Source organism: Pseudomonas sp. PSE14 (assembly GCF_029203285.1).
In the GTDB taxonomy this organism is placed as follows: domain Bacteria; phylum Pseudomonadota; class Gammaproteobacteria; order Pseudomonadales; family Pseudomonadaceae; genus Pseudomonas.
The window spans coordinates 3,545,184-3,567,732 of the sequence record NZ_CP115669.1; the positions used below are offsets into that span (position 1 = coordinate 3,545,184).

22 protein-coding genes are annotated in these 22,549 nt (G+C 67.1%); 16 read left to right on the forward strand and 6 right to left on the reverse strand.

The genetic code is table 11. The features are described from left to right. Nucleotides 1–139 precede the first annotated feature (139 nt). Nucleotides 140–472 carry a hypothetical protein gene (locus O6P39_RS16050; protein WP_275607498.1) on the forward strand — a complete coding sequence of 111 codons (333 nt, stop codon included), beginning with the start codon at nucleotides 140–142 and terminating at the stop codon, nucleotides 470–472. Between the two features lie 668 nt (nucleotides 473–1,140). Here O6P39_RS16050 and O6P39_RS16055 read toward each other — a convergent pair. Further along, nucleotides 1,141–1,506: a GFA family protein gene (locus tag O6P39_RS16055; protein WP_275607499.1), complete on the reverse strand. Its 366-nt coding sequence runs from the start codon at nucleotides 1,504–1,506 to the stop codon at nucleotides 1,141–1,143. A gap of 152 nt (nucleotides 1,507–1,658) precedes the next feature. On the opposite strand from O6P39_RS16055, the gene O6P39_RS16060 reads away from it, so the two are divergent. The 11 genes from O6P39_RS16060 to O6P39_RS16110 all read left to right on the forward strand — a co-directional run bounded on the left by O6P39_RS16060 (nucleotide 1,659) and on the right by O6P39_RS16110 (nucleotide 13,381). Then, nucleotides 1,659–2,858 (forward strand): MFS transporter, encoded by a 1,200-nt coding sequence (locus O6P39_RS16060; RefSeq protein ID WP_275607500.1) that lies wholly within the window; start codon nucleotides 1,659–1,661, stop codon nucleotides 2,856–2,858. 21 nt (nucleotides 2,859–2,879) lie between these two features. After that, complete coding sequence (gene dkgB, locus O6P39_RS16065) at nucleotides 2,880–3,683, forward strand: 2,5-didehydrogluconate reductase DkgB (protein ID WP_275607501.1); 804 nt, start codon at nucleotides 2,880–2,882, stop codon at nucleotides 3,681–3,683. 59 nt (nucleotides 3,684–3,742) lie between these two features. Beyond that, on the forward strand, nucleotides 3,743–4,777 hold the full coding sequence (locus O6P39_RS16070) for a zinc-binding dehydrogenase (RefSeq protein WP_275607502.1): 1,035 nt from the start codon (nucleotides 3,743–3,745) through the stop codon (nucleotides 4,775–4,777). A gap of 233 nt (nucleotides 4,778–5,010) precedes the next feature. Next, entirely contained in the window at nucleotides 5,011–5,793 is a 783-nt protein-coding gene (locus O6P39_RS16075) for an SDR family oxidoreductase (RefSeq protein ID WP_275607503.1), read from the forward strand. Nucleotides 5,794–5,974: 181 nt separating this feature from the next. After that, entirely contained in the window at nucleotides 5,975–6,880 is a 906-nt protein-coding gene (locus O6P39_RS16080; protein ID WP_275607504.1) for a LysR family transcriptional regulator, read from the forward strand. A 103-nt stretch (nucleotides 6,881–6,983) separates the two neighbouring features. Further along, a complete protein-coding gene (locus tag O6P39_RS16085) occupies nucleotides 6,984–9,149 on the forward strand; it encodes an FUSC family protein (protein ID WP_275607505.1) in 2,166 nt (721 codons plus the stop codon). Next, entirely contained in the window at nucleotides 9,139–9,345 is a 207-nt protein-coding gene (locus O6P39_RS16090) for a DUF1656 domain-containing protein (RefSeq protein ID WP_275607506.1), read from the forward strand. Before O6P39_RS16085 ends, O6P39_RS16090 begins: the two co-directional genes overlap by 11 nt. A gap of 10 nt (nucleotides 9,346–9,355) precedes the next feature. Beyond that, a complete protein-coding gene (locus tag O6P39_RS16095; RefSeq protein ID WP_275611962.1) occupies nucleotides 9,356–10,306 on the forward strand; it encodes an HlyD family secretion protein in 951 nt (316 codons plus the stop codon). Between the two features lie 86 nt (nucleotides 10,307–10,392). Beyond that, complete coding sequence (locus O6P39_RS16100; protein WP_275607507.1) at nucleotides 10,393–11,037, forward strand: histidine phosphatase family protein; 645 nt, start codon at nucleotides 10,393–10,395, stop codon at nucleotides 11,035–11,037. 61 nt (nucleotides 11,038–11,098) lie between these two features. Next, entirely contained in the window at nucleotides 11,099–12,559 is a 1,461-nt protein-coding gene (locus O6P39_RS16105; RefSeq protein WP_275607508.1) for a mechanosensitive ion channel family protein, read from the forward strand. 66 nt (nucleotides 12,560–12,625) lie between these two features. Then, the gene (locus tag O6P39_RS16110; protein ID WP_275607509.1) at nucleotides 12,626–13,381 is read left to right on the forward strand and encodes a class I SAM-dependent methyltransferase; all 756 of its coding nucleotides are present in this window, start codon (nucleotides 12,626–12,628) and stop codon (nucleotides 13,379–13,381) included. Here O6P39_RS16110 and O6P39_RS16115 read toward each other — a convergent pair. Then, nucleotides 13,374–13,730, reverse strand: a complete 357-nt coding sequence (locus O6P39_RS16115; RefSeq protein ID WP_275607510.1) for an SH3 domain-containing protein — start codon at nucleotides 13,728–13,730, stop codon at nucleotides 13,374–13,376. The two genes, O6P39_RS16110 and O6P39_RS16115, sit on opposite strands and share 8 nt — an antisense overlap. Nucleotides 13,731–13,770: 40 nt before the next feature. Beyond that, nucleotides 13,771–14,481 (reverse strand): 2OG-Fe(II) oxygenase, encoded by a 711-nt coding sequence (locus O6P39_RS16120; protein WP_275607511.1) that lies wholly within the window; start codon nucleotides 14,479–14,481, stop codon nucleotides 13,771–13,773. A 119-nt stretch (nucleotides 14,482–14,600) separates the two neighbouring features. On the opposite strand from O6P39_RS16120, the gene O6P39_RS16125 reads away from it, so the two are divergent. After that, nucleotides 14,601–15,227 carry a class I SAM-dependent methyltransferase gene (locus O6P39_RS16125; protein ID WP_275607512.1) on the forward strand — a complete coding sequence of 209 codons (627 nt, stop codon included), beginning with the start codon at nucleotides 14,601–14,603 and terminating at the stop codon, nucleotides 15,225–15,227. A 313-nt stretch (nucleotides 15,228–15,540) separates the two neighbouring features. Here the strand turns inward: O6P39_RS16125 and O6P39_RS16130 are convergent, their stop codons facing one another. Next, a complete protein-coding gene (locus O6P39_RS16130; RefSeq protein ID WP_275607513.1) occupies nucleotides 15,541–16,572 on the reverse strand; it encodes an ABC transporter substrate-binding protein in 1,032 nt (343 codons plus the stop codon). Between the two features lie 94 nt (nucleotides 16,573–16,666). Further along, nucleotides 16,667–17,440: a class II aldolase/adducin family protein gene (locus O6P39_RS16135; RefSeq protein WP_275607514.1), complete on the reverse strand. Its 774-nt coding sequence runs from the start codon at nucleotides 17,438–17,440 to the stop codon at nucleotides 16,667–16,669. A 164-nt stretch (nucleotides 17,441–17,604) separates the two neighbouring features. Here O6P39_RS16135 and O6P39_RS16140 point away from each other — a divergent pair, with 164 nt between their 5' ends. Both O6P39_RS16140 and O6P39_RS16145 read left to right on the forward strand, forming a co-directional pair. Further along, on the forward strand, nucleotides 17,605–19,005 hold the full coding sequence (locus O6P39_RS16140; RefSeq protein ID WP_275607515.1) for a PLP-dependent aminotransferase family protein: 1,401 nt from the start codon (nucleotides 17,605–17,607) through the stop codon (nucleotides 19,003–19,005). Nucleotides 19,006–19,168: 163 nt separating this feature from the next. Further along, nucleotides 19,169–19,870, forward strand: a complete 702-nt coding sequence (locus tag O6P39_RS16145; RefSeq protein ID WP_275607516.1) for a YebC/PmpR family DNA-binding transcriptional regulator — start codon at nucleotides 19,169–19,171, stop codon at nucleotides 19,868–19,870. Nucleotides 19,871–19,939: 69 nt separating this feature from the next. Here O6P39_RS16145 and O6P39_RS16150 read toward each other — a convergent pair whose 3' ends face one another. Then, the gene (locus tag O6P39_RS16150; protein ID WP_275607517.1) at nucleotides 19,940–20,836 is read right to left on the reverse strand and encodes a LysR family transcriptional regulator; all 897 of its coding nucleotides are present in this window, start codon (nucleotides 20,834–20,836) and stop codon (nucleotides 19,940–19,942) included. A 131-nt stretch (nucleotides 20,837–20,967) separates the two neighbouring features. On the opposite strand from O6P39_RS16150, the gene O6P39_RS16155 reads away from it, so the two are divergent. Next, nucleotides 20,968–22,476, forward strand: coding sequence for a CoA-acylating methylmalonate-semialdehyde dehydrogenase (locus O6P39_RS16155; RefSeq protein ID WP_275607518.1), 1,509 nt, complete (start codon nucleotides 20,968–20,970; stop codon nucleotides 22,474–22,476). Nucleotides 22,477–22,549 lie beyond the last annotated feature (73 nt).

Consider the following 22,549-nt stretch of genomic DNA (forward strand, 5'->3'; position numbering starts at 1 on the left):
CTGCGGAGACAAATTGATACAGTAACCCTCTGATTCGTAGGACTTTTCCTATACAAATAGAACGTCCGTCCTCCTAAACTGGCCTGTCACCCTGCGGGAGCACCCGCAGGTCGTTGACACCGGATATATGGAGCAACACATGCCCGGTTGGTATGAAATCAAGGAACTCAGCAGCGGCAACCGCCGTTTTCTTCTCAAGAACAGCGCCCACGGCACCCTGCTGGAAAGTCTTGCCTACCCGACACAGGAGGCAGCCGAGCAGGCCATCGGCAGCCTCCGCAGCTGCTGCGGCAGCGTCGATCGCTTCAAGCGGCAGATGTCGCCGGGTGGCAAGAATTTCTTCGTGATCCGCGATAACACCGGTGCAGAACTGCTGAAGAGCAAGCTGTACGACTCCGAGGCCGCCCGTGAGCAGGCGATTGCAACGATCGCCCAGGCCGGCCTGAGCACCGAGCTGCGTCCGCATGCTTGAGTGACGAGTGAATGAAAGAGCCCCGCGCAATGCGGGGCTTTTTTGTGGGCGCGGAATCTCCCGCGCAGGCGATGCCAGCGGACAACGGTGCGCAATGCCGATCGCGGACGGAGTCCGCTCCTACGCGGGCGGATCATTTGGGCATTTCCCGATAAGGGCGGATTCATCCGCGACGGATTTCGCGGACAAGGTCCGCTCCTACGGGAGCGCACGCACCATACAGGCCCTGGCTCCTGAAGACTTCCAGAGAAATTTCCGAGCGCTCCGGACTGCCCCTTTCAGGAGGCCTCGTTGAATTGGAGTTTCAGGGGTTGAGCGGCATGGATGCCGCGAGAGCCGCGATGGGCCAGGGATGGCCCTTCGTGGCGTGCCCCTGAAACTCCGATTCAGCGAGGGAATTTTTCGCCCCAAGCGAAAAACCGGATGGAGGGGCAAGACCTTTTGGTTCCTTTTGTGTCGTTTGACAAAAGGGACTCGCCGAGAGGCGAAACCAAATCTCACAACGCACGCCGAGGCGGCGCAGAAACACTCAGAGCAAAAAGCATCGCGGACAAAGTCCGCTCCTACGCAAGAGCAATGCACTGATGTTCACCTGTAGGAGCGAGCTTGCTCGCGAACGCTCTTCCTGGCGGCTTCTACGCTGGGGCGGTTCGCGAGCAAGCTCGCTCCTACACCGTCGGCTCCGCAACGGTGCTCATGCTCCTGCCATCCACCCGCCGCAACGGCAACGACTCCGGATCGAACCCATCGATGCAGCAGGCATTCACACTCAGCAGCCCCGGATTACTGCGCCGCTGGTGATAGACGTAGACCCCGCACGTCCCGCAGAAGTAATGCATCGCCACCCCACTGTTCCAGCGATACAGGCACAACGCCTGCTCGCCGCGAGTAATGCGGAACAGGCCTTTCGGCACAGTCGCCATCAACGCATTGCGTTTCGCGCACAGCGAACAGTCGCAGCGCACCAGTTCATCCAGTTCCGCCTCGAAGGCGAAGGCCACCGCGCCGCAGTGACAGGTGCCGGTGTAATGCATGGCTGAATCCTCGTCATGGATCGTTCCAGCTTAGACGGACGATCAATTCGTGACTTGAGATCAACTATCCTTTGCCGTTCGCCGCGTTTTTCTCAAGGGACCGAATCGGGAGAATGCCCTCCATCGCATTCCACTATCCGGAGTCCCACCCCATGCCCCTCGCACTCCTGGCGCTGACCCTGAGCGCCTTCGCCATCGGCACGACGGAGTTCGTCATCGTCGGCCTGATCCCCACCATCGCCGGCGACCTGGGCGTCACCCTACCCTCCGCCGGCCTGCTGGTCAGCCTTTACGCCCTCAGCGTGGCCATCGGCGCCCCGCTGCTCACCGCCCTCACCGGCCGCATCCCGCGCAAGGCGCTGCTGGTCGGCCTGATGGCGCTGTTCACCGTTGGCAACCTGGTGGCCTGGCAGGCGCCGAGTTATGAATCGCTGATCATCGCCCGCATCCTCACCGGCCTCGCCCACGGCGTGTTCTTCTCGGTCGGCTCGATCATCGCCACCAACCTGGTGAGCAAGGACAAGGCCGCCAGCGCCATCGCCACCATGTTCAGCGGCATGACCGTGGCCTTCGTCACCGGCATCCCGCTGGGCACCTTCATCGGCCAGCACCTGGGCTGGCGCGTGACCTTCCTCGCGGTCGCCGCCTTCGGCGTGATCGCCCTGCTCGGCAGCCTGCTGTTCGTGCCGAAGAACATCCAGCACACCCCACCGGCCCCGCTGCTGCGCCAGGCCCGCGTACTGCTGCAGCCGCGCCTGCTGCTGGTCTACGCGATGACCGCCGTGGGTTACGGCGGCTCGTTGATCGCCTTCACCTTCCTCGCGCCGATCCTCCAGGACCTGGCCGGTTTCAGCCCGAACATGGTCGGCGCCGTACTCCTGGCCTACGGTGTCTCGGTGGCCATCGGCAATATCTGGGGCGGTCGCCTGGCCGACAAACGCGGTCCGGTGAGCGCGCTGAAGATCATCTTCGGCCTGCTGGCGGCGGTGCTGCTGGTACTGACCTTCACTGCCGGCAACCCGTGGCTGGTGGTACTGACCGTACTGGCGTGGGGCGCCGTGGCCTTCGGCAACGTACCCGGCCTGCAGGTCTACGTGGTGCAGCAGGCCGAGCGTGTGGCGCCGGAAGCGGTAGACGTGGCCGCCGGCTTCAACATCGCCGCGTTCAACCTCGGCGTGGCCGGCGGTTCCTGGGCCGGCGGACTGGTGGTGAGCCACCTGGGCCTGGGCCATACGCCCTGGATCGCCGCCGTGGTAACGCTCGCCGCCTTCGGCCTGACCGCCCTGAGCGGCCGTCTGGACCGTCGCACATCCATGGAACCGACCGCCCCTGGCGCGGTTCCCACTCACTGATCGACCACAAGGAGTTCCTCCATGAGCGTCCCCGCCTTCGGCCTCGGCACCTTCCGCCTCAAGGGCCAGACCGTCATCGACTCGATCCGCACCGCCATCGACCTGGGCTACCGCGCCATCGACACCGCGCAGATCTACGGCAACGAAGCCGACGTCGGCGAAGCCATCGCAGGCGCCAGGGTCAAGCGTGACGAGCTGTACCTGACCACCAAGATCTGGACCGAGAACTACGCCGCCGACAAGCTGATCCCCAGCCTCAAGGAAAGCCTGCACAAGCTGCGCACCGACCGCGTCGAGCTGACCCTGATCCACTGGCCCTCGCCCAAGGGGCAAGTGCCGGTCGCCGAGTTCATGAGCGCCCTGGCAGAAGCCAAGGCCCAGGGCCTGACCGGCGAGATCGGCGTGTCCAACTTCACCATCGCGCTGATGCAGGAAGCCATCGCCGCCGTCGGCGCCGGGCAGATCGCCACCAACCAGGTGGAACTGCACCCCTACCTGCAGAACCGCAAGGTGGCGGAGTTCGCCCGGAGCCAGGGCATCCACCTCACCTCCTACATGACCCTGGGCTACGGCAAGGTGCTAAGCGACCCGGTGATCGACGAAATCGCCGGACGCCACGGCGCCACACCGGCGCAGGTGACCCTGGCCTGGGCGATGCAGCTCGGCTACTCGGTGATCCCGTCGTCCACCAAGCGTGAAAACCTGGAAAGCAATCTGCGCTCCGTCGACCTGCGCCTGACCAACGCCGACATGGCCGCCATCGCCGCGCTGGATCGCAACGAGCGCATCACCAGCCCGGAAAGCCTGGCCCCGGCCTGGGACTGATCGATCACCCGCAGTCAGCCGCCCCTTCCGGGCGGCTTTCCCGTTCCCAAGGAATCTTCATGAGTGCAACCAGCTATCTCAATGACTATGCCCTCAACGACTATGCCGCCTGGACCTGGACGCCCGGCGCCAGCCTCGACGGCCTGAAGCTGGCGCGTCTGCCGCTGCCCATCCCCGGCCCGGACGAGGTGCTGCTGGCCAACACCGCCATCGCGCTGAACCCGGTGGACTGGAAGATGATCGACTGGGGTCGTGACGACTGGCAGCAAGGCCAGGTGCCTGGCGTGGATGGCGTTGGCCGGGTCGTAGCTGCCGGCAGCGCGGTGAACCTGCGGGTCGGCACCCGTGTTGCCTACCACCAGGCGCTGCCCCGTGGCGGCAGCTTCGCCGAATACACCCTGCTGCGCGCCCACGCGGTGTACCCGGTGCCGGACGCCCTGGACGACGCCACCGCCGCCAGCCTGCCCTGCCCCGGCCTCACCGCCTGGCAGGCGCTGGACAAGCTGCCGGCCTGCGGCAACCGTGACGTATTGGTGACCGGCGCCGGTGGCGCTGTCGGCTATCTGCTCGCACAACTGGCCGTGCAGCGCGGCTTGCGCGTGTGGGTGACGGCCGCGCCGAAGCACCGTGAGCACCTGCTGCAACTGGGCATCGCCGGCGTCTTCGACTACCGCGACGCGCAATGGTCCGCACGCCTGCGCGAAGCCCTCGGCCCGCGCCGCCTGCACGGGGTGTTCGACACCGTCAGCGGCAGCCACGCCGCCAGCCTCGCTCCGCTGCTGGGCTACAACGGCCACCTGGTGTGCATCCAGGACCGCCAGGAACATGCCCCGCTGCCGGCCTTCAGTAGCGCCATCTCGCTACATGAAGTGGCGCTCAACAGCATCCATGCCCACGGCGATGCGCTGGACTGGCGGGAGCTGCGCCGCGCCGCCGCCAGCCTGATGCAGGGCGTCGCCGACGGGCGCTTGCAGCCGCCGGCGAAGCAGTTCTTCGAGTTCGCCGAGTTGCCCGAAGCACTGCGCCGCTTGAAGTCCGGCGAAGGCGGCGGTAAATGGATCAGTCTGCTGCCGGCCCCGGCGGTCACGTCGTAGGGCGTACAACCGTTCGCGGTTGTACGCCGATACACCCTGCGTATCGCCGGTGCCTTGGCCAAGCCAGGAGAGTCCTGAAAGTGCGGCTCCGTGGCCAGCCCTGCAGCGCTCGGCGGCCATGGTCAAACGGCGTATAACGTCGAACGTTATACGCCCTACATCTCAGCCCCGCCGCGCGTGGAATTGACCGATAACCTGACGCTCCGGCCACTCACACCGAACAGGAGAACCTCATGGATCTAGGCATCAAGGGCCGCTGGGCCGTGGTCTGCGCCGCCAGCAAGGGCCTGGGCAAGGGCTGCGCCCTGGCGCTGGCCCGCGAGGGCGTGAACCTGGCGATCAACGCCCGCGACGTCGATACCCTCGCAGCCACCGCCGCCGAACTGCGCCAGCTGGGCGTGGAAGTGCGCGAAGTGGCCGGCGACATCAGCGACCCGGATGTACGCGCCGCGCTGCTGGCCGCCTGTCCGCAGGTGGACATCCTGGTCAACAACGCCGGCGGCCCGCCACCCGGTGACTTCCGCAACTGGGAGCGCGAGGACTGGCTGCGCGCCCTGGACCTGAACATGCTCACCCCCATCGAGCTGATCAAGGCCACGGTGGACGGCATGGCCGCGCGCGGCTTCGGGCGCATCGTTAACATCACCTCCGGCGCAGTGAAGGCACCGATCGACACGCTCGGCCTGTCCAACGGCGCACGCAGCGGCCTGACCGGTTTCGTCGCCGGCCTCGCCCGTCAGCCTCGGGTGGCCGGCTGCAACGTGACCATCAACGGCCTGCTGCCCGGCTCCTTCGATACCGACCGTTTGCGCAGCGGCCTCCAGCGCGCCGCCAAGCTCAGCGGGCGTGACGAGGGGGAACTGGTGGATGCCGAGCGCAAGGCGATTCCCGCCGGTCGCTTCGGCACCGCCGAGGAATTCGGTTCGTTCTGCGCCTTCCTGTGCAGCGCGCAGGCGGGCTATCTGACCGGGCAGAACCTGTTGCTCGATGGCGGGGCTTATCCGGGGACGTTCTGATTGCTGAAGGGCACGGCTGGCGCCGAGCGCACTTGCGCGGGCGCTGGACGGCTCTTCGTAGGAGCGGGCCATGACCGTGATCGCGGACAAGGTCCGCTCCTACAAGGGACATCAAATCTTCAATCCAACGCACCGATCACACTCTTACAATCCACCCCGCCGCTCCCCAACAGGCCCGCCGATGAAAGCCCACTCCGACGAACTCAAGACCTTCGCCACGGTGATCGACTGCGGCTCCATCACTGCCGCCGCCGAGCAACTGGGGCTGACCCCCTCGGCGGTCAGCCGTGCGCTGTCGAAGCTGGAGGAAAAGCTCGGCACCACCCTGCTCAACCGCACCACGCGGCGGATGAAACTCACCGAAGAAGGCGAGTTCTTCCTCGAGCACGCGCGGCACATCCTCGAACAGATGGATGCCCTCGAAGAACGCCTCGCCCTGCGCCAGCAATCCCCCGCCGGGCGCCTGCGGATCAACGCCGCCTCGCCCTTCATGCTGCACGCCGTGGTGCCGCACATCGGCGCCTTCCGCGAGCGCTACCCGGACATCGAACTGCAGCTCAACACCAACGACCTGAACATCGACCTGCTGGAACAGAGCACCGACATCGCCATCCGCATCGGCCAGCTCGCCGACTCCAGCCTGCACGCCCGTCCCCTGGGCAGCAGCCGGCTGAACCTGCTGGCCTCGCCGGAGTACCTGGAACGCCACGGCATGCCGGCCGACCTGGACGACCTGCTGGGCCGCACGCTGCTCGGCTTCACCCAGCCGGAGGCGCTGAACATCTGGCCGCTGCGGCATGCCGGCGGCGACACCCTGGCGATCACCCCGCGGCTCTCCGCCTCCAGTGGCGAGACCCTGCGCCAGCTGGCCCTGAGCGGCCAGGGCATCGCCTGCCTGGCAAGTTTCATGACCTGCGCCGACATCCAGTCCGGGCGCCTGGTGCGCGTGCTGCCGGAGCTGACCAGCGAACGCCGCCAGCCAATCCACGCGGTGTACTACCGCAACTCGCAGCTGGCTCTGCGCATCCAGTGCTTCCTCGACTTCATCCAGGAGCGCCTGGCGCAATCGCTGGACAGCGTCGGCTGAAGCGCGAAGAAATCCCGCAACCTCGGCAATCCTCGACCACACTATTTTGACCAGCCCCGGCCCTGCGCCGGGGCTTTCGTCACATCGACACGAGGGGGCCGGCATGCCATCGCTGCTGCTGTATCTGCGCGCTGTCATTCATCCGGGCAGGGACACCCTGTTGTTCGCCCTGCGCACCGTGCTGGCCGGGCTGCTGACCCTGTACCTGGCGTTCCTGCTGGACCTGGAGCAGCCCAAGTGGGCAACCATGACGGTGGTGATCATCAGCACCCCGCTGGCCGGCATGACCTTGCAGAAGAGTTTCTCCCAGGTGATCGGCACCACCATCGGCGCCATCGTCGCCGTGGCGATCATGGCGCTCTTCCCACAGGCGCCGTTGCCCTTCATCGTCACCCTGGCCGCCTGGCTGGCGATCTGCACCGCCGGCGGCACCCTGTTGCGCTTCACCCACTCCCACGCCTTCGTCCTCAGCGGCTTCACCGCGGTGATCGTCGCCCTGCTGGCCCAGCCCGCCCCCGATTCCACCTACACCCTGGCCATCACACGGGTCACCGAGACCTTGCTCGGGGTGGCCTGTGTGACCTTGGTCAGTCTGTTCTTCGCCCGTCCGCAGAGCGTGGCGCGGGGCTATTTCGCCAAGGTCGACCAGTTGATCCGGCTGATCGCCGTGCATGCCGCGGCGGTGATCCGCGGCGAGGAAGCCGAGGAGGACTTCCAGCAGCGGCAGATCCAGTTGCTGGGCGAAATCTCCGCGCTGGAGATGCTGCGCCGCCACCTCTACTTCGATGCGCCGCGCCTGCGCGGCGCCGACGAACTGGTGCAGCTGCTGGCCAACCAGCTGGTGCTGATGACCTCGCGGCTGGCCATCCTGCGCCGGCAGCGCAAGCTGATCCAGGCCCGCCTCACGGGGCCGATCCCGGAGTCGGTGCAGCGTCTGCGCGAGGATGAACTGGCCTGCCTGGAAGAACTGGCCGAGTACGGCCGTGCCCTGCCCACCCCGGTGCGCAAGCGCATCACCCGCCTGCGCCAGCGTTTCGACGCCGCCGCCCGCCAGGCCGAGGAACTGGCCGACGGTCTGCCGACCTCGCTGCGCTCCCTGGCCTGGGCGCTGCGCATCGAGCAGGCGCGGCTGATGCAGCAGTTGGACGAGATGATCGAGCTGAGCGATGCAATCCAGGACGGTCGGCCAGGTAACCGCATCTCCCACCGCAGCCAGGCCCATTCCCTGCACCTGGACTTCCACCTCGCGGCGATGAACGCCAGCCGCGCCTTCATCGCCCTGTGCTGCGCCGGCTGGATCTGGGTGGAGACCGCCTGGGACGGCGCCCGCGCCGGGATGATCCTGGTGGGCATCCTCTGTTCCATGCTGGCGACTTTCCCGCGCCCCCTGCTGGCCAGCCAGGCGTACCTGCGCGGGCTGGCCCTGGCGCTGGTGGCGGCGGCGCTGCTGCAGTTCCTGCTGCTACCCAGCGTCGGCGACTTCGAGATGCTCGCGCTGTTCCTCACCCCGTTGCTCTACGTGATCGCCGTCGGCCTGGCCAACCCACAGACCGCCGGGATCGGCATCGGCCTGGGGCTGTCCACCTTCCTGTTAGTGGGCCCGCAGAACCAGGGCGCCTGGATCAACACCTCGTTGCAATGGTTCGAGTTCGCCGGCGGTTATGTCTGCGCGGGCGTACTGGCGTTGCTGGTGTACGCCTGGGTCTTCCCGTTCGACGCCGACGCGCGCCTGCGCCGCCAGTCGCGGCGCACCCGTGCCGAGGTGCGCGCGGTGCTGCTGTCAAAGCCCAGCGAGTCGCGCCGCTTCCTGTTCGAGAGCCGCATGGTCGACCGCCTGGCGATCATGCTCGGGCTGCTGCCGGCGGCCCGCGACAGCCAGTCCGGCGAGCGTTTCCAGTGCAGCCTGGCGAGCATGACCCTGGGCGTGGTGCTGCACCAACTGCGGCGCGAAAGCCTCAACCCCGACGGCCTGCCGGAAGCGCTGCGCGAACGCCTGTCACTGGTGCTCGACGAACTCGCCGCCTGCCTCGACCAGCCCCCCGCGGCGCCCCTGCAACGGGTCTTGCAGGCCATGCGTGAGCTGGGCACGGAGCTGGACGAGCTGCAAGGCCAGGACTCTCATTCCGGCGGCGAGGCCATGCGCCCACTGTTCGTCAGCGGCGTGGCGCTCCTGGTAGCCGCCGCCCTGCTGGAGCGCTTCCGCGACCTCTACAGCGAAGCCGCGCGCTTCCACGACGACCACGGGGAACAACCGCTCCATGCCCGTTGATATCGAACTGGGCGGCGTCTATCTACCGCCACTGGCCCAGGCCCTGCTCCTCGCCCTGCCGATCTTCCTGCTGCTGGACTGGGCGCTGCGTCGCCTCGGCGTGCTGCGCCTGGTCTGGCACGAAGCGCTGTTCGAGGGCGCACTCTACAGCTGCATCTGCGCCAGCCTGATCCTGCTCATGGGAGCACTGCACTGACATGCTCGACATCCGCAAGGCGATCCCGCCGCTGATCACCCTCGCCGTGGTGGCGCTCGCCCTGGTGCTGGGCAGCTATGCCTGGGTCTACTACACCCGCGCGCCCTGGACCCGCGACGCCCGCGTGCGGGCCGACGTGGTGTCGCTGTCGGCGGATGTCACCGGGCGCATCGTCGATCTGCGCGTGCAGGACAACCAGCACGTGAACAAGGGCGACCTGCTGCTGCAGATCGACCCCGCCCGCTACGAGCTGGCGGTGCAGCACGCCGAGCGCGCGGTGGAAGTGGCGCGGGCGGCGCTGGGCCAGTCGCAGGCGTCCATCGTCGCCAACCAGGCGCTGCTGCGTCAGCGCAGGAGCGAGGAAGTCCGCCGGCGGGAGCTGAAGGCACGCTCGGCGATCTCCAACGAGGAATGGGAAAAGGCCAGCACCGATGTGTCCGTGGCCGAGGCGCAGCTGCTGCGCGAACAGGCCAACCTGGGCCTGGCCCAGGCCAACGTCAGCCTGGCGGAGGCGGCGCTGCGCCAGGCACGCCTGGACCTGGAGCGCACCCGCGTGCTGGCGCCGGTGAACGGCTACGTGACCAACCTGCTGACCCGCGCCGGCGACTACGCCACCGCTGGCAGCGCGCTGGTCGCGGTGGTGGACAGCGACTCCTTCCACGTCAGCGGCTACTTCGAGGAAACCAAGCTGCCGCGCATTCACGAAGGCGACCGGGTCCGCATCGAACTGATGAGCGGCGAGCGCTTCGACGGCACCGTGCAAAGCATCGCCTTCGCCATCACCGACCGCGAGAACCTGCCCGGCAGCCGCCTGCTGGCCAACATCAACCCGACCTACACCTGGGTCAAGCTCGCCCAGCGCATCCCGGTGCGCATCGCCATCGACCCCGCCTACGCCGGGCGCGACCGCCTGCGCGCCGGGACCACGGCCACGGTCAGCGTAGTGGAAGCCGAGCCCTAGAAAATTGTGGAATCATCGACTCCGTAGCACGTTTGTCATTCCCGCCGGTCAACATGGGTCCATTCGCACTCTGACCCGGGATCGCTGTGAACCCCACACACGCCGTACGATCCATCGCCAGAAACCCCTACCTGGCCCTCCTGTTGCTGACCGGCATCACCCTGGCGCTGTGCGCCTGGCGCTCGGTCCTCCCCGAATCATTGGACAACCCCAGCGGCAGCGCCTTTCAGCAACGCTGGATGCAAGGCCGGGTGATCCTGCTGGTCCGCCACCTGGAACGCTGCGACCGGACCAGCGCCCCCTGCCTGGGCGCGGCCGATGGCATCACCGTCCGCGCCGCGGAAATGGCCAAGGGGCTGGGCCGGGCCATCGCCCACTACGGCCTGGCGGCCACCGATATCTACAGCAGCCCGCTGACCCGCACCGCACAGACGGCGGACCTGATGTTCGACCACACCGTCGCCCGCCAGGACTGGCTCTTCACCTGCAAGAACGACGACCTGCTGGGCCAGATCCGCCAGCACAAGGCCGCCCACCGCAACCTGGTGATGGTGACCCACAGCGAGTGCTTCGACCGCCTGATGCACAACCTCGACAAGCCCGAAGGCGAAACGCCCGAGTACGGCGAGACCCTGGTGCTGTTCGACAACGGCAGTCGCTCGCCATGGATCGCCGGCGAAATCGAAGTGCCTGACTGGGCGGAGCTGAGGCATCGGCCGAACGCCGGTTGAGACGGCTGCCAGAAGCGTTTTTCTGTGCCATCTTTTGCGCATCGTCCCACGGAGAGGCGCGATGCCCGCCCTGCTCAGCCAACACCCCCTGTTCGCCGCCCCGGCGCTGCTGCTGATCGACCTGCTGCTCTGGCGCCTGCTCGGCATGGCCCATCCGCATTGGCGTCTGACCGCCCGCGTGCTCTGCTTCCTGCTGTTCAGCCTGCTGCTGTTCAACGCCGGGATGAACCCGCTGCGCGCCGCGCCCTGGCCCGACGACCTGCCCAGCCACCTGGTCGCCACCGGCGTGCAGATCATCTGGTGGCTGTTCGCCGCGCGCTGCCTGACCGTGGTGCTCGGCTTCCTCCTGGTGCAACGCGTCGGCCACGCCGGGCGGCTGCTGCAGGATGTGGTCGGCGCGCTGATCTTCCTGATCGCCAGCATCGCCGCCGCCGGCTACGTGCTGGAGCTGCCGGTGAAGGGCCTCCTGGCCACTTCCGGGGTGGTCGCCATCGTCCTCGGCCTTGCGTTGCAGAGCACGCTGAGCGACGTGTTCTCCGGCATCGTGCTCAACACCACCAAGCCGTACCAGCTGGACGACTGGATCTCCATCGACGGCATCGAGGGCCGGGTTACCGAGATCGACTGGCGCTCCACCTACCTGCAGACCGCCCAGGGTACCCTGGCGGTTGTGCCCAACTCCCTGGCGGCCAAGGCCAAGCTGCTCAACCTCAGCCGGCCGGCGAACCTCTACGGCTTGAGCCTGAGCCTGACGCTCAGCCCGCGGGTCCGCCCGCGCAAGGCCATCGAGGCGCTGGAACGCGCCCTGGGCGGCTGCCGCACGTTGCTGGCCAGCCCGGCGCCGACGGTGAGCGTACGCAAGTCATCGCCCGAGGGCGTGGAATACGAACTCAGCGGCTTCGTCGCCGCCATGGGCGAGAAGCGCGAGGCGCGCAACCAGCTTTACGACCTGGCCTTCCGCCACTTGCAGGCCGCCGGCATCGAGCTGCTCAGCGATGTCGATATCCCGGCCCGCGAGCACGCCTCCCGCGCCCGCGCGCTGCTGGTGCGCTCCGGCCTGTTCGATGCCCTGGCCGATACCGAACGGGACGAACTGGCGGCCACCATGCAGCGCCGGCCGTTCAAGGCCGGCGACGTGCTGCTGGCGGCCGGCGATGTCAGCGACCAGTTGCTGATCATCGACACCGGAGTGGTCAGCGTGACCCTGCCCCACGACGGGCAAACCCTCGAAGCCGGCCGCATGGGGCCGGGCGAGGTGATCGGCGAAGCCGGCGTGCTCACCGGCTCCGCCTGGCAGGCGCAGTTCACCGCCTTGAGCGATGGCGCGGTCTATCGCCTTGACAAGGCCGTGCTGGGGCCTTGCCTGGAAGCGCGCCAGGAAATCGCCGAAGCCATGACCCGGCTGCTCGACTTCCGCCAGAAGGCCAGCGCCGCCCTGCTGGTGGAACAACCGGTGATAGCGCCGCAGCGTGGCCTGATGGCCTGGCTGAAGCAGTACGCCGGGCGCCGCTACAAGGTATGAGTCGCACTGGCCTCGGCGCGCAGGGCGGAGCAAGATGGAGCCCCGCCCACCGCGCCGAGGCCCGCCATGCCGACCTGCACCGACACGCGCTCGCTGTTCACCGCCCAGTCCGACGCCTACCGCGCCAACCGCCCGACCTACGACCCGGCCTTCTTCGCCTGGCTGGCCCAGGCCGCGCCCGGCACGGCGCGCGCCTGGGACTGCGGCTGCGGTTCGGGCCAGGCCACCGAAGACCTGGCGAAGCACTTCGGCGAAGTCATCGCCACCGACATCAACGCCGCGCAGCTGGACAAGGCGCCGCGCCTGCCCAACGTCGACTACCGCTGCGAACCGGCGGAAAGCACCTCGCTGGAACCCGCCAGCGTCGACCTCACCCTGGTCGCCCAGGCCCTGCACTGGTTCGACGTGCCGCGCTTCTACGAGGAGGTGCACCGCGTCTCCCAGCCCGATGCACTGCTGGCAGTGATCTCCTACAACATGCTGAACATCACCCCGGAACTGGACGCCCTGGTGAGCCACCTCTACCACGACGTCGTCGGCTCCTACTGGGCGCCCGAGCGCAAGCACGTGGAAACCGGCTACGAAACCATTGCCTTCCCCTTCGAGAGGGTGCCGACGCCGGCCTTCGCCCTGGAAGCGACCTGGGACCTGGCGCGCCTGCTGGGCTACTTCGAAAGCTGGTCCGCCGTCGCCAGCTACCGCGCCGCAACCGGGCTGGACCCGGTGGAGCCGCTGCGCGAGCAGTTCGCCCAGGCCTGGGGCGACGCACCGGAGCGCGCCGTGAGCTGGCCACTGACCATCAAGCTCGGCCGGGTCAGCTGAAACCGACTTCGCACAGGCACGCCAGCGGCACCCAGCCAGACTCGCCGCTGGCCCGGCTGCACCAGCGCCAGCCGCCCAGTTCGCGGCCGCCTTCCAGCCGCTCGCCGACCTCGACATCGAGTTCGCGGGCGGTGTAGTCCTCCGTTGCGATTCCGGCGCCCGGAGCCGTCAACTGGAAGACCTGCGCCGGCACCCAGCCATCCTTCTGCCCGGCCGTCGAACAGAAGTACCAGTCCTGCCAGTCTTCCTCACCTTCATAGCGCTCACCCACCGTCAGTGCCGTCCCCTTGCTGAAGGTGATCGGCTCGGGATATTCGCTGCGGTGGGGCCGGATCACGTCGTACTGCATGCCGCATTCCTGATTCCATGGAAAGCACCGATGGTAACGCTCAGAGCGCGTCATGGAAGATCACCCCGAGGGTATAGCGCTCTCCGCTGTGCAGGCGGCTGACGCCATGGCGCAGGTTCACCCGGTGATAGCCGCGCACACCCCGCACCGGCCGCTGTGCCACGGCAAACACCACGGCATCGCCCTGCCTGAGCGGCACCACTTCCACCCGCGACTGCATGCGCGGCCGCTGTTCGGTGAGGACGAACTCGCCGCCCTCGAACTCCTCTCCGGGCCGGGACAGCAGGATCGCCACCTGCAGCGGGAAGGCCAGTTCGCCATAGAGGTCCTGGTGCAGGCAGTTGTAGTCGCCGGCGCGGTAGCGCAGCAGCAAGGGCGTCGGGCGCAATTGGCCTGCCGCGTGGCATTGGGCGAGGAAGTCGGCGTGCGCTCCCGGATAGCTGATCCCGGTGTCCATGCGTTCGTGCCAGGTATTGGCGATGCTGCGCAACGGCGGGTAGAAGGCCTCGCGAAGCGCCTGAACCAATGCGGGCAAGGGATAGGCGAAGTAGCGGTACTCGCCCAGGCCGAAATTGTGCCGGGCCATCACTACGCGGCTGCGGAACGGCTTGTCCTGCGCGTAGAGCGCACGCAATGCCTCGCACTGGGCTGCGCCGAGCAGGCCGGGAATCAGCGCCTGGCCGCTGGCATCTAGCCGCGCGGCGAGGGCCGGCCAGTCCAGTTCGGCGATCTGTCGTGCGAGGGTGGGCATAGCGGTGCTCCGGTCTGTCACGCCGCCAGTCTAGGCCTGCACAGGGGTCGCCGTTTGCCGCGGCTGACTTTCAAAGTCGCGTTAAGATGACAGCTCCGATGAATCACCCGATGCCCGCCATGAGCCTCGACGACCAGACCCTGCGCGATATTTCCCGGCTGACCCTGGAGCACTACCAGGCCACCGCCGACGCCTTCCGCGAAGGCACCTGGGAGCACGATGTCAGCCAGAACATCGCCGCCCTGCTGCGCCATATCCAGGCCGAACCGCCTTTCGCCCTGCTCGACTTCGGCTGCGGCCCCGGCCGCGACCTGTGCGTGTTCCGCTCCATGGGGCACCAGCCGGTCGGGCTGGACGGCTGCCCGAACTTCGTCGCCATGGCCCGAGAGGCCAGCGATTGCGAGGTGTGGCAGCAGGACTTCCTCGCCCTCGACCTGCCCGCCGAACGCTTCGACGGCATCTACGCCAACGCCAGCCTGTTCCATGTGCCGCGCCAGGAACTGTCGCGCGTGCTCGGCCAGTTGCGCGCCGCGCTGAAACCGGGCGGCGTGCTGTTCGCCTCCAATCCACGCGGCGAAAACGCCGAGGGCTGGAACGGCCCGCGCTACGGTTCCTATCACGATTGGGAGAGCTGGAAGCAGCTGCTGGAGGCGGCAGGCTTCGTGGAGCTGGAGCACTACTACCGGCCGGCGGGGCTGCCGCGGGAGCAGCAGCCGTGGTTGGCGAGTGTGTGGCGGCGGGTGTAGCGGCGATTTTTGTGCAATGCGGTTCGCGAGCAAGCTCGCTCCTACAGGATGGGCGCCGGCGTTTACCTGCAGGAGCGAGCTTGCTCGCGAACCCGCCTCAAACTGCACCTACCGGCTGATCGACGACCGAGCGTAGGGCGCATAACGTTCGACGTTATACGCCGCTTGACCATGGCTCCCGAGCGTTCCATTTCCAACCTGGAAACCTGCTACAAAGCGCTTCGAGCCCGGCCATAGCGCCAGCCAGCAATCACGGTGTAACGGCGTACAACCGCGAACGGTTGTACGCCCTACCGATAGAGCTCCGTGTGCCTCAAGGCGCCTTCGCCGCCCAGGCATTGAAGCGCTGTTCCAGATCTTCCCCATGATCCACCCAGAACGCGAAGTTCACCGGCACCGCCTGCTCCAGGTTCGCCGGCGCCGTGTTCAGGCGCTCGACCAGTTTCGGATCGAGTAACGCGGTGGTGCCCAGGTTGACCGAGCCGTAGCCCAGCTTCACGGTGTGGATCTTCTGCTGCTCGGGCTGGAGCGAGAAGGCGATGAAGTCCTCGGCGGCCTTCTTGTTCGGGCTGCCCTTGGGAATCGCCCAGGAGTCGATGGCGTACAGGCTGCCGTTCCACACCACTTTCATTGGCGCGCCCTCCTCCTGGGCGGCGAACACGCGGCCGTTGTAGGCGGTGCTCATCACCACGTCACCGCTGGCAAGGAACTGCATCGGCTGCGCGCCGGATTCCCACCACTGGATCGACGGCTTGATCTGATCGAGCTTCCTGAACGCGCGGTCCACGCCCTCTTTCGTCGCCAGCACCTGGTACAGGTCTTCCTTCTTCACCCCATCGGCCAGCAGGGCAATCTCCAGGGTGTACTTGGCGCCCTTGCGCAGCGAGCGCTTGCCGGGGAACTTCCGGGTGTCCCAGAAATCCGCCCAGCCGGTCGGGCCGTTGGGCAGGCGCTTGGCGTCGTACGCCATGGCCATCGACCACACCAGCAGGCCGGCGCCGCAGTCGGAGACGGTGCCGGGCACGTAGTCCTCGGTCTTGCCCAACAGCGCCGGGTCGAGGGGTTCGAACAGGCCTTCGTCGCAGCCGCGCAGCAGCTCGGGACCCTCGACCTGCACCACGTCCCAGTTGACGCTGCCGGTGTCGACCATGGCCTTGATCTTGCCCATCTCGCCGTTGTACTCGCCGGCGATGACTTTCATCCCTTCCTTCTTCTCGAAGGGCTTGTAGAAGGCTTCGGTCTGCACGTCCTTGCTGGTGCCGCCGAAGGAGATCACGGTCAGGTCTGCGGCCATGGCGCCGGACGCCACACCCATGAGCAGGGCTCCCAGAATCGGGTTCTTCATTTCCACCTCTTGGCTTTGTTGTTGGCAGATGGTTAAAGCACGCAGGCGCCCGGCCTCTGCGGGCCGGAGCACGGTGATAGCGGGTCAGTTGCGATCAGCTGCGGTAGTCGGCCTCGCCGTCTGCGATCAGGCGCAGCGCCGATTCCCAGGCGAGCAGGTGCAGGCCGTCGGCCAGGGCCTCCTCTTCCTGCACGGCGACGCGTTCGCACACGGCCTCCGGCGGGTAGCGCAGCTGGCGGCCGCCGGCCATGGCCTGGATCTGCGCCTGGCAAGCGCGTTCGAGGAAGTAGATCTGGTTGAAGGCTTCGGCGATGCAACGTCCGGTGGCCAGCAGGCCGTGATTGCGCAGGATCATCACCATGTGGCTGCCCAGGTCGCGCACCAGACGGGAGCGCTCGTCCGGGTCCAGGGCGATACCCTCGTAGTCGTGGTAGCCCAGGCGGTTGTAGAACTTCAGCGCGTGCTGGCTGATCGGCAGCAGGCCTTCTTCCTGGGCGGACACGGCAATGCCGGCGGCGGTGTGGGTATGGATCACGCAGGCCACGTCCTCGCGGGCGGCATGCACGGCCGAGTGGATGTTGAAGCCGGCGCGGTTGACGCTCTTCGGGCCGAAGCGCGGGTCGATGACGTCGCCGGCGTGGTCGACCTTCACCAGGTCCGAGGCGCGCATTTCGTGGAACAGCACGCCGTAGCGGTTGATCAGGTAATGCCCCGGCTCGCCCGGCACCCGCGCGGAGATGTGGGTGTCGATGTGGTCGGTCCAGCGGAAGTGGGCGATCAGCCGATACAGTGCGGCGAGGTCGCAACGCGCCTGCCACTCTTCGGCGGAAATACTGGACGGATCGATGTTGTAAGCTGTGTCACGCATGGCGGTTCCTTGTTATCAGGCCGGTGCGGCGCGCTGCCGCATCACCGGGCCGATAGTGCTGGCCGGCGCCGCGGCGCACCATGCACAGGAACAAGGCCCCCTCTGCAGTGCTGTTATGGTCGGCGGACCTGTACAGATTTCCCCTTACCTGAACGGACCTTCGGATGCTGTTGCTCGACCCCACCTCGGACATTCCCCTGGTCACCCAGATCGTCGACGGCATCGCCCAGGCCATCGACGAGCAGCGCCTGCGCCCCGGCGCCAAGCTGCCCTCGATCCGCAAGTTCGCCCAGGCCAATGGCGTCAGCCACTTCACCGTGGTCGAGGCCTATGACCGGCTGGTGGCGCGCGGCTGCCTGAACGCCGTGCCCAACGCCGGTTTCTACGTGCGCGGCCCGGTGGTCGAAGACAGCGTCGGCAGCGAGGCACCGCCGGAATTCGACTTCGACGCCCACCTGCTGCTGCACAAGGTCTTCCAGCCGCTGGGCATGGAGATCCGCCCCGGCGTCGGCCTGCTGCCCGAGCACTGGCTCGACGGTGAAGGCCTGCTGCGCGGGCTGCGCAGCCTGGCGCGGGAGGAGCCGACCCAGTTCGGCAACTACGGCCACAGCAAGGGCAACCCGAAGCTGCGCGGCAAGCTGGCCGACCGCCTTGCCGATGCCGGCGTTGCCGCCAGTCCCGAGCAGATTCTGCTGACCGCCGGCGCCAGCCAGGCGCTGGACCTGACGGTGCGCTACCTGGTGCAGCGCGGCGACCCGGTGCTGGTGGACGAGCCCGGTTACCACAACCTGTTCCTCAACCTGCGCCTGCAGGGCGCGCAGCTCCTGGGCGTGCCGCGCAGCGCCGACGGCCTGGACCTGGACCGCCTGGAACAGCTGGCCCGCGAGCACCGGCCGAAGGTCTATTTCACCCAGGCGCGGTTGCAGAGCCCCACCGGCGGCAGTCTGTCCCTGGCGGCCAGCCACCGCCTGCTGCAACTGGCGGAGAAGTACGATTTCCTCATCGTCGAGAACGACATCTACGCCGACCTCGATCCCGCCGGGCAGATGCTGCTGGCCAACCTCGACCAACTGGCGCGGGTGATCTATATCGGCAGCCTGTCGAAAGTCATCGCCCCGGCGCTGCGCACCGGCTTCATCGCCGCCCACCCGGAGCTGATCGAGGAGCTGGTGCCGCTGAAGATGGTCAGCGGCCTGACCAGCTCGGAACTCACCGAGACCCTGGCACTGGACATCCTCCTGCAGGGGCGTCACCGCAAGCATGTGAAGCAGTTGCGCGACCAGCTCAGCGAAGCCCACGACAGCGTGGCGCGGCGGCTGGAGGCGGCCGGCCTGGAAATCTTCCACGAGCCCCGCGCCGGGCTGTTCCTCTGGGCCCGCCACCGCGCGGTGGACGACGCCACCCTGCTCGCCGGCCGCGCCAAGGAGGCGAAGATCCTGCTGTTCCCCGGCCAGCTGTTCATGCCCGACGGGCGCAGCGTGCCGTGGATGCGCTTCAACGTCGCGCATTCGCTGGATGAGCGGCTGTATGACTTCCTCTCCGCCCAGGGCGATCTACCCCTGTAGGAGCGAGCTTGCTCGCGAACGGACCTCCCGGCGACTCCATCCCTGGACGGTTCGCGAGCAAGCTCGCTCCTACCAAAAGCCTCGCCGGTCCGCCAGATATCGCCAGCGGCCGCGCCAGCCCTTAGACTTGCCGCCTATCAGTCACCGCCAGCTAGAGATCACTATGGGCGCCCAGTGGAAAGCCAAACACAAAGAAGCCGCAGCTAACGCCAAGGGCCGCATCTTCGGCAAACTGTCCAAGGAAATCATGATCGCCGCGCGTAACGGCGCCGATCCGGACATGAACCCGAAACTGCGTCTGGTCGTCGAGCAGGCCAAGAAAGCCTCGATGCCCCGCGACACCCTGGAGCGCGCCATCAAGAAAGGCGCCGGCCTGCTGGACGGCGGCGCCAGCTTCGAGCGCGTGGTCTACGAAGGCTTCGCCCCGCACCGCGTGCCGGTGATCGTCGAGTGCCTGACCGACAACGTGAACCGCACCGTCGCGGAAATCCGCGTGCTGTTCCGCAAGGGCCAGCTGGGCGCTTCCGGCTCGGTAGCCTGGGACTTCGATTACCTGGGCATGGTCGAGGCCACCCCGGCCAGCGCCGATGCCGATCCGGAACTGGCCGCCATCGAAGCCGGCGCCCAGGACTTCGAACCGGGCGAGGAAGACGGCGACACCCTGTTCCTCACCGACTCCACCGACCTGGATGCCGTCTGCCGCGCCCTGCCGGAGCACGGTTTCACCGTCGCCTCGGCCAAGCTGGGCTACAAGGCGAAGAACCCGGTCAGCCTGTCCGGCACGGAGCTGGAAGAGGTCGAAGCCTTCCTCGATGCCCTGGATGGCAACGACGACGTGCAGAACCTCTACGTCGGCCTGGCGTAACGCAAACGGGCGGCCAATGGGCCGCCCGTTTTCTTTTGAGGCATGCATCGCATGCTCGATACGTCCGCATTAGCCACTGCGCCCCATCAGTGCATCCTGGCTTCCCTCCGCCTTCTCCCGCAGGAAATCCCAGGTCGTACGCATCCGCGCGATGTCCTTGAGTTCGGTCGGCATCAGCATCCAGAAGGTCCGCACGAATTCGATTTCCCCCGCCAGCACCGGCTGCAATGACGGGTCCTCGGCTGCCGCGAACGCCGGCAGGATCGCCAGCCCGGCGCCTTCCGCCACCGCCCGCTGCTGGGCGAGGATGCTGGTGCACCGCAGCGCCATGTGCAGCGGCCGGCCGATCTCGTCGAGGTATTGCAGCTCCTTGCTGTACAGCAGGTCGTCGACGTAGCCCACCAGCGCGTGATCGCGCAGGTCATCGCGGTTGCGGATCGGTCCGCGTTCGGCCAGATAGTCCTTCGAGGCGTAGAGCCGTAGCACATAGTCGGTCAGCCGGGTGATCAGGTAGGGGCCGCGTCCCGGCCGTTCCAGGGTGATCACGATGTCCGCCTCGTGGCGCGACAGCTGCAACGCCCGTGGCACCGCCAGCAGGTCCACTCCCAGGTGCGGGTGGCGGCGGTTCAGCTCCACCAGTTGCGAGGTCAGCAGGGTCGATCCGTAGCCTTCGGTGGCGCCGATGCGCACCTTGCCGGAGAGGTTGTCCTCGGCCCCCGCCAGGCGCTTCTCGATCACCTTGCAGGCGCTTTCCATCGCCTCGGCCTGGGGCAGCAGGCCGTGGCCGGCCTCGGTCAGCCGGTAGCCGCCCGGCTCGCGCACCAGCAGTTGCGCACCGATACTCTTCTCCAGCGCCTGCAGGCGGCGCGCGACCGTGGTGTGGTCCACGCCCAGGCGGCGGGCCGCGACGGTGAGCTTGCCGGCGCGGGAGAGTTCGAGGAAGAAACGCAGGTTATCCCAATCCATGAATCGCCCCACTTTGCGGCAATTGTGCAAAAACGCAGACCATACTTGCACATCACCGCATTGAGAACATCAAAAATGCACTGTTAGGATCGGTTCAGACAACAAGAAAGCCTCAGGCTGGGAGAATCCCGATGACCGCAACTGCCGTCCCTACCGTCAAACTGTTCCTCGACGGCAAGCCCGTCGAGTCCACCACCTCCGAATGGCGCGATGTGATCAACCCCGCCACCCAGGAAGTCCTCGCCCGTGTGCCCTTCGCCACGCAAGAGGAAGTCGACCGCGCCGTCGCCAGCGCCAAGGCCGCGTTCAAGACCTGGAAGAAAACCCCCATCGGCGCCCGCGCGCGCATCTTCCTCAAGTACCAGCAGCTGATTCGCGAGAACATGAAGGAGCTGGCGGCGATCCTCACCGCCGAACAGGGCAAAACCCTGCCCGACGCTGAAGGCGACGTATTCCGCGGCCTGGAAGTGGTCGAGCACGCTGCCGGCATCGGCAACCTGCAACTGGGCGAGCTGGCCAACAACGTGGCCGGCGGCGTGGATACCTTCACCCTGCTGCAGCCCATCGGCGTCTGCGCCGGCATCACCCCCTTCAACTTCCCGGCGATGATCCCGCTGTGGATGTTCCCGATGGCGATCGCCACCGGCAACACCTTCGTCCTCAAGCCCTCCGAGCAGGACCCGATGGTGACCATGCGCCTGGTCGAACTGGCCCATGAAGCCGGCGTGCCGCCGGGCGTGCTCAACGTCATCCATGGTGGCCCGGACGTGGTGAACGCGATCTGCGACCATCCGGACATCAAGGCCGTTTCCTTCGTCGGCTCGACCCGTGTCGGCACCCACGTCTACAACCGCGCCTCGCAGGCCGGCAAGCGCGTGCAGTGCATGATGGGTGCGAAGAACCACGCCATCGTGCTGCCCGACGCCAACAAGGAGCAGACCCTGAATGCCATCGCCGGCGCCGCCTTCGGTGCCGCCGGGCAGCGCTGCATGGCCCTGTCGGTGGCGATTCTCGTCGGCGAGGCCAACGAATGGATTCCCGACCTGGTGGCCAAGGCCAAGAGCCTCAAGGTCAGCGGCGGTACCGAAGCCAATACCGATGTCGGCCCGCTGGTTTCCTGCGCAGCGCTGGACCGTGTCAGCGGCCTGATCGAACGCGGCGCCCAGGAAGGCGCCAAGCTGGAGCTGGACGGCCGCAACCCGCAGGTCGCCGGCTACGCCAAGGGCAACTTCGTCGGCCCGACCGTCTTCTCCGGCGTCACCCCGCAGATGACCATCTACCGCGAAGAAATCTTCGGCCCGGTACTTTGCGTGGTGTCGGCGAAGACCTTCGACGAGGCCATCGAGCTGATCAACGCCAACCCCAACGGTAACGGCACCGCCCTGTTCACCCGCTCCGGCGCCGCCGCACGGCACTTCAAGGAAGAGATCGACGTGGGCCAGGTCGGCATCAACGTGCCGATCCCGGTGCCGGTGCCGATGTTCTCCTTCACCGGCTCGCGCGGCTCCAAACTGGGCGACCTCGGCCCGTACGGCAAGCAGGTGGTGCAGTTCTACACCCAGACCAAGACCGTCACCGAACGCTGGTTCGACGAGAACGAAGTCGGTGGCGCGGTGAATACCACCATCCACCTCAAGTAAGCCCTTCCCGCCCCAACCGCCCCGGACGCCAGCCAGGATGCTGGCGGGCCGGGGCCTGTTTCCTGTCCGACCA

Coding starts and splice junctions, on each gene's coding strand:
- O6P39_RS16050 (WP_275607498.1), top strand. CDS start 140: ATGCCCGGTTGGTATGAAATCAAGGAACTCAGCAGCGGCAACCGCCGT.
- O6P39_RS16055 (WP_275607499.1), bottom strand. CDS start 1,506: ATGCATTACACCGGCACCTGTCACTGCGGCGCGGTGGCCTTCGCCTTC.
- O6P39_RS16060 (WP_275607500.1), top strand. CDS start 1,659: ATGCCCCTCGCACTCCTGGCGCTGACCCTGAGCGCCTTCGCCATCGGC.
- dkgB (WP_275607501.1), top strand. CDS start 2,880: ATGAGCGTCCCCGCCTTCGGCCTCGGCACCTTCCGCCTCAAGGGCCAG.
- O6P39_RS16070 (WP_275607502.1), top strand. CDS start 3,743: ATGAGTGCAACCAGCTATCTCAATGACTATGCCCTCAACGACTATGCC.
- O6P39_RS16075 (WP_275607503.1), top strand. CDS start 5,011: ATGGATCTAGGCATCAAGGGCCGCTGGGCCGTGGTCTGCGCCGCCAGC.
- O6P39_RS16080 (WP_275607504.1), top strand. CDS start 5,975: ATGAAAGCCCACTCCGACGAACTCAAGACCTTCGCCACGGTGATCGAC.
- O6P39_RS16085 (WP_275607505.1), top strand. CDS start 6,984: ATGCCATCGCTGCTGCTGTATCTGCGCGCTGTCATTCATCCGGGCAGG.
- O6P39_RS16090 (WP_275607506.1), top strand. CDS start 9,139: ATGCCCGTTGATATCGAACTGGGCGGCGTCTATCTACCGCCACTGGCC.
- O6P39_RS16105 (WP_275607508.1), top strand. CDS start 11,099: ATGCCCGCCCTGCTCAGCCAACACCCCCTGTTCGCCGCCCCGGCGCTG.
- O6P39_RS16110 (WP_275607509.1), top strand. CDS start 12,626: ATGCCGACCTGCACCGACACGCGCTCGCTGTTCACCGCCCAGTCCGAC.
- O6P39_RS16115 (WP_275607510.1), bottom strand. CDS start 13,730: ATGCAGTACGACGTGATCCGGCCCCACCGCAGCGAATATCCCGAGCCG.
- O6P39_RS16120 (WP_275607511.1), bottom strand. CDS start 14,481: ATGCCCACCCTCGCACGACAGATCGCCGAACTGGACTGGCCGGCCCTC.
- O6P39_RS16125 (WP_275607512.1), top strand. CDS start 14,601: ATGAGCCTCGACGACCAGACCCTGCGCGATATTTCCCGGCTGACCCTG.
- O6P39_RS16130 (WP_275607513.1), bottom strand. CDS start 16,572: ATGAAGAACCCGATTCTGGGAGCCCTGCTCATGGGTGTGGCGTCCGGC.
- O6P39_RS16135 (WP_275607514.1), bottom strand. CDS start 17,440: ATGCGTGACACAGCTTACAACATCGATCCGTCCAGTATTTCCGCCGAA.
- O6P39_RS16140 (WP_275607515.1), top strand. CDS start 17,605: ATGCTGTTGCTCGACCCCACCTCGGACATTCCCCTGGTCACCCAGATC.
- O6P39_RS16145 (WP_275607516.1), top strand. CDS start 19,169: ATGGGCGCCCAGTGGAAAGCCAAACACAAAGAAGCCGCAGCTAACGCC.
- O6P39_RS16150 (WP_275607517.1), bottom strand. CDS start 20,836: ATGGATTGGGATAACCTGCGTTTCTTCCTCGAACTCTCCCGCGCCGGC.
- O6P39_RS16155 (WP_275607518.1), top strand. CDS start 20,968: ATGACCGCAACTGCCGTCCCTACCGTCAAACTGTTCCTCGACGGCAAG.